We start from the raw sequence: 9,845 nt of genomic DNA on the forward strand, positions 1-9,845 counted from the left end.
CAAGGCAGGATAGAGAGTGCCGGGCTCGAAGGACAGAGCAAGAACCTGACGGCGCGGCGGCGCCGGCGGTCTCCGCCGCGGGTACGATTTTTGCTTGGCAAGGCCGGAGCCAGGCCCCATAGAATAACCCCAGGGGCAAGACCCCAAGGGGAAGGCAACGGGCCGAAGGCCCGCCTCACTGCGGCAAACGCGGTGATCTGAAGAGAGGAAGCCGATGGCGGAGACCGCGCTGGTCGTCGAGGACCTGCATAAGCGATTCGGGGATCTCGAAGTCCTGAAGGGAGTCTCGGTCACCGCGCATGTCGGCGACGTGATCGCGATGATCGGCTCGTCGGGCTCCGGCAAGAGCACCTTGCTCCGCTGCATCAATCTCCTGGAGACGCCTGATTCCGGCAAGGTCATCGTCAACGGCGAACTCATTCGCATGAAGCCAACCCGCGGCGGCCATGCCGTTCCGGAAAGCTCGAAGCAGGTGGATCGGATCCGCTCCAGCCTCGGCATGGTGTTCCAGAGCTTCAACCTCTGGTCCCACATGACCATCCTCGAAAACGTGATCGAGGCGCCGGTCCATGTCCTGAAGCTGCCGAAGAAGGACGCGATCGAGCGCGCCGAGAAACTCCTCGCCAAGGTCGGCATCGCCGACAAGCGCAACCACTATCCGAGCCATCTTTCCGGCGGCCAGCAGCAGCGCGCCGCGATCGCCCGCGCCCTGGCGATGGAGCCGAAGGTGATGCTGTTCGACGAGCCGACCTCGGCGCTCGATCCGGAGCTGGTCGGAGAGGTGCTGCGCGTCATGCGCCAGCTCGCCGAGGAAGGCCGCACCATGCTGGTGGTGACCCATGAGATGGGCTTCGCGCGGGAAGTCGCCAACAACGTGATCTTCCTGCACCAGGGCCGGATCGAGGAAGAGGGCGACCCGAAGGAAGTCTTCGCCAATCCGAAATCGGAGCGGCTGCGGGGCTTCCTGAAGACCGCGCACCACAAATAGCGTGACGAATACCGATCTGCGCAAGTTCGGCCCGCCGCCGAGTCTCGACGAGATCGAGGAGATGGCGCAGCGCATCTTCGCGGCGCTGCCGGCGATCTTCACCGCGCGCTGCCAGGGTCTCGCGATCCGGGTGCTGGATTTCGCCGACGACGCGACGCTCGCCGAGATGGAGATCGAGTCGCCGTTCGAGCTGGCCGGCCTCTATCGCGGCGCGCCGTTACCCACCCGCGGCATCGCCGACGTGACCCAGCATCTCGACATGGTGTTTCTTTATCGGCGGGCGTTGCTCGACTGGTGGGCCGAGGACGCAATGGACTTCGAAGACCTTGTCCGCCACGTCCTCATCCACGAGATCGGCCACCACTTCGGCTTCAGCGACGCCGACATGGATCGCATAGAAGCCGAAGCTCATTGAGTCGTCATGCCCGGGCTTGACCCGGGCATCAGGCGCCGCGCGTCTGCGGCACCATGGTCGCGGCATCGGTCTCGCCCGCGGGGAGCGGGAAACCCTTCAGCCAGAGATTGGCGGCGAAGCTCAGCACGCCGAGCCCCATCACCACCGAGACGATGCCGGCGAGCGGCCCGCCGATCTCGGGGTGGCCGTTGACGATCAGCCAGACGGCCGCCATGAGCGGAGGGAGGCCGAGGTTGTGCAGCCAGAAATGCGCCTTGGCCAGGAAGCTCTTCTCCAGATGTGGCGCCTTCGCATAGATCAGTCCGCAGAGCCCGAGACTGACCCAGCCGAGCAGGTTGAGATGCGCGTGCACCGGAACGTCGGTGAAATTCTCGGTGGCGCCCATGAAGATGCCCCAGCTGACGCCGAGCACCCAATAGACGACCGCGATCTGCAGGAGGCGGCGACTGAGCATGGTAGTATCCTTTCCCGGTGACCGTCCCCAAACGGCTTCTGGCCGCGACCTATACAAAGATGGCCGATCCGCGAGTAGCCGGGATCAATCGGCTCGTGATCGGAATCACACGTTAACTGCGCTTTAATGCGGGAGCGCGAGGCTGGATTATCGATTGAGGTATTGCATCCGATTTTCCCGAGGAGGGATGATCATGACGAAACTCTTGGTATCCGAAGCCAACCCCAACGGCTACACGACGGAGAAGGTGCTGGGGCTGATCCGCGCCGACATCATCACCCGCATGCAGAAACACGCCGGCGACCCGCGCAAGGAAGCGCGGCAGGTACTGGACAACAACATCCGCATCCTGCAGCTGCTCGGCGAGGCGATCGCGCTGGCCGAGGCGAACACGCGGACCCTGACCGGAGAGGGTTGAGCTAACGCTGCATCGGCCGCGTGACGACGACGGTGCTGCCGACGCCCGGCGCGCCGGCGATCTCGAGCGAGCCGCCGGGAAGCTCATCCAAGCCCTTGGCCAGCGGCTGCCGGCAAACCCGCGTCCTGGTTGCGGCCGAATCCACCTGGCCGGGTTTCTCGCTCCGCGGGCCGGGCCGGCCGGCACAATATTTCCGAGAGCGTGTTCGTCGCTCCCGCTTGCGCGAGAACCGTGAAGGAAGTCCTGCCGGGTCGGTCCTGTCTACTAGGAATATACGGATCTTGCGACGAGAACCCAGAGATCCCTGCGGGCGAATCGGCGCTTCAGGCTAGGATTGCTGAGCTGAGCTTGGGAGCACCGACATCGTGCCGAACCTCATTGCCGATCCCCTGCAGGTGCCTGCATCGCCCCTGGAAGCGGCCGATTCCCGGGTCGCGGTCTATGTCGCCCATTCCGGTCGCAGCGTCCTTCCGGCCGATCAAGCCGCACCGGAGACCCCGGAGGCGCGGGCGCTGTGGTCCTGGTGGCGGGGTGCCGCTTCGGGCGGGCGGCAGCCGCATCGGAATGACTTCGATGTGGTCGAGAACCGGCAGCTCGCGGCCAATCTCTACCTGATCGAACCGGTGGCGGGCGGGTTCCGCCTCAGGCTGGCCGGCGAGGTGTTCGAGCAGCTGTTCCGCCGCAGCCGCGGCCATGCCTGGCTGCGCGATTCAAGCGAACCGCTGGCGCGCGCTTTCGCCGGCTACTTCGATTTCGTGACCGAGCAGGCGCAGCCCTATCGCAGCCTGGGGCGGATGAAATGCGAGTATTCCGACTGGTTCAGCTTCGAATCGCTGCTCTGCCCGCTGCGCCACGAGGACGGGGATCAACTGCTGGGCGTGGCGGCGCGGGTGCCGGAACCGGGACTTTGACGGTGCAGCGCGGAGAGATTGGTGGACCCGATCAGAATCGAACTGACGACCTTCTCATTGCGAACGAGACGCTCTCCCAACTGAGCTACGGGCCCACCCGCGGGAGATTCGGCACCGGCTTCCAGGCCGGCGCGAACGGGGCGGAATATGGTTGCCCTGGGTGCGGCCTGTCAAGCAGCGTCTAAGATCTTGTTCAAAAACCCAAAACCTGCAATTGCCTGCTGCGACCCCAGCGCCCTTGGGGCGACCTTGCACCCGGCCCCGGCCTTGGCTAGGGTCCGGCCCACTGTGCAAAACCCCGGCCGGGAGGCGACCTGTCCTGGACGGTCCTGGGGCGGAAGCCTGAGCTTATGAGGAAGCGTCTGCTGCCATGATTGCTCTCGCCCATCTCATCGACGCGGTCGTGAACATCTTCATCTTCGTCCTGATCGTTCAGGTGGTGATGAGCTGGCTGATCGCCTTCAACGTGGTCAACACCCGCAACCGCTTCGTCTACATGATCGCGGACGTGGCCTATAAGATCACCGAGCCGGTGTTGCGGCCGATCCGCCGCATCCTGCCGAATTTCGGCGGTCTCGATCTTTCCCCGGTCGTTCTCATCCTCTTGCTCTACTTCATCCGCGACCTGCTGTTCGAGTATGTGATCTTTGCCTGAGGTCTCCGGCGCGCGTGCGGTTGCCGGTGGCATCCGCCTGCGCCTCAAGGTGCAACCGAAGGCACGCCGCGAGGGCATCGCCGGATGGACCCCCGATCCGGACGGATTAGCCCTGAAGCTCTCGGTCGGCGCCCCACCCGAAGACGGCAAGGCCAATGCCGCGGTGATTGCCCTGCTCGCGAAGGCGCTCGGTGTCGCCAAATCGGCGATTTCGGTCGTCTCGGGCGCTACCGACCGGCGCAAGCTGGTGGAGATTCGCGGCGACGAAAAGGATTTGCGCGCAGCTCTGGACGCGCTGCTGCTGCAACCAGGTAAGAAGGATTGAGAACCATGAGTGACGGAACAACCGTAGCAAAGGCAGCCGATCCGAAGGTCATCGACGGCAAGGCCTTCGCCGAGGGCCTGCGCGCCAAGATCGCGCGCCAAGTCGCGACGCTGAAGGAGAAACACGGCTTCGTGCCCGGCCTCGCCGTGGTGCTGGTCGGCGAGGATCCGGCCAGCAAGGTCTACGTGCGCAACAAGGGCGAGCAGACCAAGGCTTCCGGCATGGCGAGCTTCGAGCATAAGCTCGACGCCTCGACCAGCCAGGCCGATCTCCTGAAGCTGATCGACCAGCTGAACAAGGATCCCCAGGTCAACGGCATTCTCTGCCAGCTCCCGGTGCCGAAGCAGATCGACCCGCAGGCGATCATCGACGCGATCGATCCCGACAAGGACGTGGACGGCTTCCATGTGGTGAACGCCGGAAGGCTTGCCACCGGCGGTAAGGGCCTGGTGCCCTGTACGCCTTACGGCTGCCTGCTGCTCTTGAAGGATCGGCTCGGCGATCTCGCCGGCAAGCATGCCGTCGTCATCGGCCGCTCCAACATCGTCGGCAAGCCGATGGCGCAGCTGCTGCTGAACGAGAGCTGCACCGTCACCATCGCACATTCCAAGACCAAGGATCTGCCGGGCGAGGTCCGCCGCGCCGACATCGTGGTCGCCGCGGTCGGGCGCCCGGAAATGGTCAAGGGCGACTGGATCAAGCAAGGCGCCGTGGTGATCGACGTTGGCATCAACCGCATCGAGAGGGACGGCAAGGGCAGGCTGGTCGGCGATGTCGACTACGCCTCCTGCTACCCCAAGGCCTCGGCGATCACCCCGGTGCCGGGCGGAGTCGGGCCTATGACGATTGCATTGCTGCTCAACAACACGCTGATTGCCGCCTGCCGTCAGCACAACGTTCCGCTCCCGGAATAGACTGCAACTCTTTCGAGGTCTTGGCATTCATGAGCCGCGGGCCTATCTCCTGGACCGCGGTTCCTGAGTGGCTCTTTTCAGTAAGGTAGATTTCCCATCATGCACGGCAAATTGCCCGAGACCCCGGAACTCGCCGCCATCCGAGAGCGGGAGACCGCGATCGGCGTCCCCCTCGACTACCAGCGCGACATGGCGGCCGCCTCGCCCGGCTCGGCTTTGCGGCTGCAGGAAATAGGCCGCCTGATCCGGGAGAACCAGTCGGTGCCCGAACCCGTCGCAATGATGGCTGCGCTGGGCGCGGTCATGGCGGAGGACTGCGGCGAATGCGTGCAGATCTACGTCAACCTTTCGCTGAAGGCCGGGATCGACAAGGCAATCGTGAAGGCCGCACTGGAGAATCACTTGAGCGAGATGCCGGCCGACTTGAAGCTCGGCTTCTGTTTCGGCCGCGTCGTGTCGGAGAACGATCCGATGCTGCTGGAGAAGGGCGCGGCGCTCGAGGCCAAGTTCGGCCGCAAGGCGCTGGTCGACTTGTCGCTGGTGATCGCGATGGCGCGCTTCTATCCGACGGTGAAGCGTGCGCTCGGCCATTCGCGCTCCTGCGCCGAAGTCAAGGTCTCGCTCTAAGCCTCTTACTCCACCGGCACGCGCGATTGCCGCGCCGTCCAAGCGTGGTGGCGCTCTATGTTGGTCACTGCCCGGGCTACGGCATTGGCGTCGGCCGGCTTGGCGATATAGCCCAGCGCCTGCACCGATTCCGCCTTGGCGCGAAGATTGGCATCACCGCTGATCAACACGGTCTCGACCAGGTCTTCATGCAGCGCCCGGGCGGCGGCGAGGCCGGTGCGGCCGTCGCGCAGGGTGATGTCGATCAACGCGAGATCGGCATGCATCCGCCCGGCCTTGGCCGGGGCGGCGGCGCCGTTCTCGGTGATGGCGACGACCTGATGCCCGGCATCGCTCAGCGCTGCCGCAAAGGCGGCGGCGGTCAAGGCGTCGTCTTCGACGATGAGGATGCGGAGGGCCATCCTATTCGTGGGTTACTTCGGGTGTGGCGCGCGCCTCCAGCGCGGCCGGGCCGGCACCGTTGCCGCCCTCCTCGGTGGCCGCGACCACCGCGGCCTCGACGTCGTCCAGCTCACGGCGCTGCAGCTTGATCGCCTTCATGATGGCGCTGCCTTCGGAAGCGGTGATGCTGCGGCCGCGCGGCGATTCCACGGCGCGGCTGCGGCGGATGAGATCGAGCAGGCGGCCGACCGCGCCCGGCAGATCCAGCGCCTCGACCAGCACGTCGCCGACGGGCCGCGTGCTGCGGCGGGTGCGCGCCGCGAGCTGACGGGTGTAGGACTCGAAGAAGGGCGCGCGCCCGGTCTGCTCGTAGCAGGCGGAATCCAGCGCCAGCGCCGTCTGCAATGTCGGCCGTCCTGGCCGGTCGGCGTCGCTGTAGTCGCGCAGGGTCTGCGGCGAGAGGCCGGCGACTTTGGCGGCCTCTTGCGCGCTGAGGAGGCGCACGGTCTCCAGCGCGGCTTCTTCGAAGGAATCCGGTACACGCATCTTGGTCATGGCTCTGCTCCTCGATGGACAAGCATGGCGAACACGCGGTCGGCCCGCTGCCATGATTGAGGACATGACAGGGCACGGGTTGATCTCAGACCGGGGCCATCGGGAAACAAAGTCGGATATGGGGCGAAGGTTCCTTAACCCCGGCCGACCGCGGTTCCGCACACAAAGAGGATTGAATCCAGGGATTTGGCAAAGCCGCCCAGGATGGCTATTTAGCAATACCAGGATGTGATAATCGGGCCGGAGCTGCGGAGGATTCGATGCTGAACCTGGCGCTTGCCGCTACCGCCTTCGTCGCCGCGCATTTCCTGATCTCCTCGACCGGTCTCCGGCCGCGGCTGGTCACCCGGCTCGGCGAACGCGGCTATGCCGCCCTGTTCTCGGCCCAGGCCTTCGCGCTGATCGCCTGGATGGCCATGGCGTTCCGCGCCGCGCCCCGCGACCGGATCCTCTGGGAGTTTCCCGGCGCGAGCCACCTTTTGCTGCCGCTGATGATACCGGTCGTGGTCCTGGCGGTCGGCGGCTTCCTCTCCGCCAACCCTTCTGCCGTGCTGCAGGCTTCGCCCGGCACCGCCTGGCGACCTCGCGGCGTCCTCACCGTCACCCGCCATCCGGTGATGTGGGCCTTTGGCGGTTGGGCGCTGCTCCATATTCTTGCCAACGGCGATCTCGCCGCGCTGATCTTCTTCGGCGCCTTCGCCGTCTTGGCCTTGGGCGGGACGCTCGCGATCGACGCCAAGAAGCGCCGCAGCTGGCCGGCCGAAAGCTGGGCGGCGTATAGCGCGTCCACCTCGAATCTGCCGGGCTGGGCCATCGCGCAGGGCCGGGTCGAGCTCGATCGCGCCGGCATCCTCGAATGGAAAGCCCTCGCGATCACCCTCGCGATCTATTCGGCGATCGTCTTCTGGCTGCACCCGCATGTCATCGGCGTGCCGTTGTACTGATCACTCCACCCGCACCGCGGTCCCGCTGGCGCTCACCATCAGCATGCTGCCGCTCTTGCCGATGACCTCGTAGTCGAGATCGACGCCGACCACGGCGTTGCCCCCGGCCTCGCGCGCGGCTTGCTGCAACTCGCGCAAAGCCGTCTCGCGGGCGCCGCGCAAGGCATCCTCATAGGCGCCGGAGCGGCCGCCGACGATGTCGGTCACCGAGGCGAAAAGATCGCGGAAGATATTGGCGCCGACGATCGCCTCGCCGGCCACCACGCCGAGATACTCGACGATGCGGCTGCCTTCGATCGAAGGGGTGGTGGTGACGATCATGGCTTCTCCTGTTCTGGTTCCTGGCCGGGTAATCGGCTGCGCAAGCTGCCCTTGGAGCGTATGGCATGGCTGTCACCGCGCCCGGCTTCCTGCGAGGCCTGCTGCAGGTCGGCGCGGAAGTCGTCCCGCTTCTGATGGATCGAAGCGATCACCGGCCCCATCGGCACGCCCAGCGCCACCAGGGACGCCTCGGCCAACTGCAGGCTCGCTTCCACGGTCTCCGGCACCGCGTCGGTGGCACCGACCGCGTAGAGATGGCGGGCATGCTCGGCATCGCGGGCGCGGGAGATGATCTTCACATCCGGCCGCATCGCGCGCACCTGCTCAACCACCCGGTCGATCGCCTTCTTGGATTGGATGGTGATCACCACCGCGCGCGCTTCGTCGAGGCCGCAGGCCTGCAGGAACATCGGGTCGCTGGCATCGCCGAAATAGACCCGCCTTCCGGCGCGCCGGTCGCGCGTCACGCTGGCGGAGTCATAGTCGATCGCGAGATAGGGCACGCCATGCTCGTCCAGCAGCGAGGCGGCGACCTTGCCGACCCGGCCGAAGCCGACCACGATCGCGTGCCCGTGCAACGCTTCCGGCATCGCCGCGAGCTCCGGTTCCGGCGCATCCTGCCTGGTCAGGATCGGCGTCAGGCGGCGCGCGGCCAGGGACAGGAACGGCAGCAGCGCCATGGTGAGCGAGGTCGCGACCAGGGTGAAGCGGGCGGTCGGCGCATCGACCAGCTTCGCCGCCGTGGCGGCACCGATGGTGACGAAGGCGAACTCACCGCCAGGGCCGAGCAGCAGCCCCAGCTCCGCCGCGGTCGGCCAGCCTAGCTTGAAGGCGCGCGCCAGTCCCGCCGTCAGCAGCGCCTTCACCGCGATGATGCCGAACACGCTGAGCGCCAGCCATCCCGGGTAGTGCACCAGCTCGCGGAAGTCGATGGTCATCCCGACGCTGAAGAAGAAGACGCCCAGCAGCAGGCTCTTGAACGGCTCGATCGTCGCCTGCACCGCCTTGCCGTATTCGGTATCGGCGAGCAGCAGCCCGGCGACGAAGGCGCCGAGCGCCATGGAGAGCCCGGCCTGGTGGGCCGCGACACCCGCCGCGACGATCACGAACAGGGTCGTGGCGATGAACAGGTCGTTCGAGCGCGTGGCCGCGGCGAAGCGGAAGACCGGCCGCAGCAGCAGCCGGCCGAGCACCGCGATTGCGCCCAGCGTCAGGCCGGCCTGCAGCAGCGCCCGCCCGATGCTCTCGACCAGCGAGCCATGCGTGTCGCCGCCCATGATCGAGATGAAGATCAACAGCGGCACCACCGCGAGATCCTGGGCCAGCAGGACCGAGAAGCCGGCCCGACCGACGGTGGAGGTCAGGCGTTCCTGGTGCGACAGCAGCTCCAGCACGATCGCGGTCGATGAGAGCGACAGGCTGGCGCCAAGGATGATCGCCGCCGCGGTTTCCTGGCCGGCCAGCCAGAGCACCAGGGCGATGGCGGCGGTGCCGCTCAGCACCTGCAGCGAGCCCAGACCGAAGACCAACCGCCGCATGGTGATCAGGCGCTGCAGGGAAAGTTCGAGCCCGATCAGGAACAACAGGAAGACGACGCCGAGCTCGGCGATCCCAGAGACACTCTCGGCATCGACGATGGTGAACCAGTAGAGCGCCGGCAGCGATCCCATGAAGGAGCCGAGGCCGAGCGGCCCCAGCACCGCCCCGGCGCCGAGATAGCCGAGGATCGGGCTCACCCCCAGCCGCCGCAGCACCGGCACGATCAGCCCGGCCGTCGCCAGGAGGATCAGCGCGTCGCTATAAACGCCGATATTGAACGCGTCTTCCATCCCCCGCCCGCCACCGCGCCAGTGATTCGGACAGCATTCTGGCATGGCAATGAAAGAACGTCATGGCCGTCCGCGGACTTGATCCGCGGATTGATCCGGCCATTCGTC

Annotated in this window: 15 protein-coding genes and 1 tRNA gene; 9 read left to right on the plus strand and 7 right to left on the minus strand. The window is 66.2% G+C overall.

Features of this window, described 5'->3' with window-relative positions; all coding sequences use genetic code 11:
• Window positions 1-214: 214 nt before the first annotated feature.
• Both ACYQ4T_RS17460 and ACYQ4T_RS17465 read left to right on the plus strand, forming a co-directional pair.
• Window positions 215-988, plus strand: a complete 774-nt coding sequence (locus ACYQ4T_RS17460; RefSeq protein ID WP_459856745.1) for an ABC transporter ATP-binding protein — start codon at window positions 215-217, stop codon at window positions 986-988.
• Window position 989: 1 nt separating this feature from the next.
• Window positions 990-1,403 carry a metallopeptidase family protein gene (locus ACYQ4T_RS17465; protein WP_459856747.1) on the plus strand — a complete coding sequence of 138 codons (414 nt, stop codon included), beginning with the start codon at window positions 990-992 and terminating at the stop codon, window positions 1,401-1,403.
• Window positions 1,404-1,431: 28 nt separating this feature from the next.
• Here ACYQ4T_RS17465 and ACYQ4T_RS17470 read toward each other — a convergent pair whose 3' ends face one another.
• Window positions 1,432-1,857: a cytochrome-c oxidase gene (locus ACYQ4T_RS17470; RefSeq protein ID WP_459856749.1), complete on the minus strand. Its 426-nt coding sequence runs from the start codon at window positions 1,855-1,857 to the stop codon at window positions 1,432-1,434.
• A 193-nt stretch (window positions 1,858-2,050) separates the two neighbouring features.
• Between ACYQ4T_RS17470 and ACYQ4T_RS17475 the strand changes: the two genes are divergently transcribed.
• Complete coding sequence (locus ACYQ4T_RS17475) at window positions 2,051-2,275, plus strand: hypothetical protein (protein ID WP_459856752.1); 225 nt, start codon at window positions 2,051-2,053, stop codon at window positions 2,273-2,275.
• Between the two features lies 1 nt (window position 2,276).
• Here the strand turns inward: ACYQ4T_RS17475 and ACYQ4T_RS17480 are convergent, their stop codons facing one another.
• Window positions 2,277-2,420 (minus strand): hypothetical protein, encoded by a 144-nt coding sequence (locus ACYQ4T_RS17480; RefSeq protein WP_459856754.1) that lies wholly within the window; start codon window positions 2,418-2,420, stop codon window positions 2,277-2,279.
• Between the two features lie 220 nt (window positions 2,421-2,640).
• Between ACYQ4T_RS17480 and ACYQ4T_RS17485 the strand changes: the two genes are divergently transcribed.
• Window positions 2,641-3,186 (plus strand): PAS domain-containing protein, encoded by a 546-nt coding sequence (locus ACYQ4T_RS17485; RefSeq protein WP_459856756.1) that lies wholly within the window; start codon window positions 2,641-2,643, stop codon window positions 3,184-3,186.
• 19 nt (window positions 3,187-3,205) lie between these two features.
• Here ACYQ4T_RS17485 and ACYQ4T_RS17490 read toward each other — a convergent pair.
• Window positions 3,206-3,281, minus strand: a tRNA-Ala gene (locus ACYQ4T_RS17490).
• A 275-nt stretch (window positions 3,282-3,556) separates the two neighbouring features.
• Between ACYQ4T_RS17490 and ACYQ4T_RS17495 the strand changes: the two genes are divergently transcribed.
• From ACYQ4T_RS17495 to ACYQ4T_RS17510, 4 genes are all read left to right on the plus strand, one after another.
• Window positions 3,557-3,841 carry a YggT family protein gene (locus tag ACYQ4T_RS17495; protein ID WP_459856758.1) on the plus strand — a complete coding sequence of 95 codons (285 nt, stop codon included), beginning with the start codon at window positions 3,557-3,559 and terminating at the stop codon, window positions 3,839-3,841.
• Entirely contained in the window at window positions 3,834-4,166 is a 333-nt protein-coding gene (locus ACYQ4T_RS17500) for a DUF167 domain-containing protein (RefSeq protein ID WP_459856761.1), read from the plus strand. The genes ACYQ4T_RS17495 and ACYQ4T_RS17500 overlap by 8 nt, the downstream gene beginning before the upstream one ends.
• A 5-nt stretch (window positions 4,167-4,171) precedes the next feature.
• Window positions 4,172-5,080 carry a bifunctional methylenetetrahydrofolate dehydrogenase/methenyltetrahydrofolate cyclohydrolase FolD gene (gene folD, locus ACYQ4T_RS17505; RefSeq protein WP_459856763.1) on the plus strand — a complete coding sequence of 303 codons (909 nt, stop codon included), beginning with the start codon at window positions 4,172-4,174 and terminating at the stop codon, window positions 5,078-5,080.
• Window positions 5,081-5,179: 99 nt separating this feature from the next.
• Window positions 5,180-5,707: a hypothetical protein gene (locus ACYQ4T_RS17510; protein WP_459856765.1), complete on the plus strand. Its 528-nt coding sequence runs from the start codon at window positions 5,180-5,182 to the stop codon at window positions 5,705-5,707.
• A 5-nt stretch (window positions 5,708-5,712) separates the two neighbouring features.
• Here the strand turns inward: ACYQ4T_RS17510 and ACYQ4T_RS17515 are convergent, their stop codons facing one another.
• Window positions 5,713-6,108, minus strand: coding sequence for a response regulator (locus ACYQ4T_RS17515; RefSeq protein WP_459856767.1), 396 nt, complete (start codon window positions 6,106-6,108; stop codon window positions 5,713-5,715).
• 1 nt (window position 6,109) lies between these two features.
• The gene (locus ACYQ4T_RS17520; RefSeq protein ID WP_459856769.1) at window positions 6,110-6,643 is read right to left on the minus strand and encodes a hypothetical protein; all 534 of its coding nucleotides are present in this window, start codon (window positions 6,641-6,643) and stop codon (window positions 6,110-6,112) included.
• 260 nt (window positions 6,644-6,903) lie between these two features.
• Here ACYQ4T_RS17520 and ACYQ4T_RS17525 point away from each other — a divergent pair, with 260 nt between their 5' ends.
• On the plus strand, window positions 6,904-7,587 hold the full coding sequence (locus tag ACYQ4T_RS17525) for an NnrU family protein (protein WP_459856771.1): 684 nt from the start codon (window positions 6,904-6,906) through the stop codon (window positions 7,585-7,587).
• Here the strand turns inward: ACYQ4T_RS17525 and ACYQ4T_RS17530 are convergent, their stop codons facing one another.
• The gene (locus ACYQ4T_RS17530; protein ID WP_459856774.1) at window positions 7,588-7,908 is read right to left on the minus strand and encodes a heavy metal-binding domain-containing protein; all 321 of its coding nucleotides are present in this window, start codon (window positions 7,906-7,908) and stop codon (window positions 7,588-7,590) included.
• Window positions 7,905-9,737: a cation:proton antiporter domain-containing protein gene (locus tag ACYQ4T_RS17535; RefSeq protein WP_459856776.1), complete on the minus strand. Its 1,833-nt coding sequence runs from the start codon at window positions 9,735-9,737 to the stop codon at window positions 7,905-7,907. Before ACYQ4T_RS17535 ends, ACYQ4T_RS17530 begins: the two co-directional genes overlap by 4 nt.
• Window positions 9,738-9,845: the final 108 nt, after the last annotated feature.

The organism is Dongia sp. agr-C8 (assembly GCF_054658695.1).

Coding starts and splice junctions, on each gene's coding strand:
- ACYQ4T_RS17460 (WP_459856745.1), top strand. CDS start 215: ATGGCGGAGACCGCGCTGGTCGTCGAGGACCTGCATAAGCGATTCGGG.
- ACYQ4T_RS17470 (WP_459856749.1), bottom strand. CDS start 1,857: ATGCTCAGTCGCCGCCTCCTGCAGATCGCGGTCGTCTATTGGGTGCTC.
- ACYQ4T_RS17475 (WP_459856752.1), top strand. CDS start 2,051: ATGACGAAACTCTTGGTATCCGAAGCCAACCCCAACGGCTACACGACG.
- ACYQ4T_RS17495 (WP_459856758.1), top strand. CDS start 3,557: ATGATTGCTCTCGCCCATCTCATCGACGCGGTCGTGAACATCTTCATC.
- folD (WP_459856763.1), top strand. CDS start 4,172: ATGAGTGACGGAACAACCGTAGCAAAGGCAGCCGATCCGAAGGTCATC.
- ACYQ4T_RS17510 (WP_459856765.1), top strand. CDS start 5,180: ATGCACGGCAAATTGCCCGAGACCCCGGAACTCGCCGCCATCCGAGAG.
- ACYQ4T_RS17515 (WP_459856767.1), bottom strand. CDS start 6,108: ATGGCCCTCCGCATCCTCATCGTCGAAGACGACGCCTTGACCGCCGCC.
- ACYQ4T_RS17520 (WP_459856769.1), bottom strand. CDS start 6,643: ATGACCAAGATGCGTGTACCGGATTCCTTCGAAGAAGCCGCGCTGGAG.
- ACYQ4T_RS17525 (WP_459856771.1), top strand. CDS start 6,904: ATGCTGAACCTGGCGCTTGCCGCTACCGCCTTCGTCGCCGCGCATTTC.
- ACYQ4T_RS17530 (WP_459856774.1), bottom strand. CDS start 7,908: ATGATCGTCACCACCACCCCTTCGATCGAAGGCAGCCGCATCGTCGAG.
- ACYQ4T_RS17535 (WP_459856776.1), bottom strand. CDS start 9,737: ATGGAAGACGCGTTCAATATCGGCGTTTATAGCGACGCGCTGATCCTC.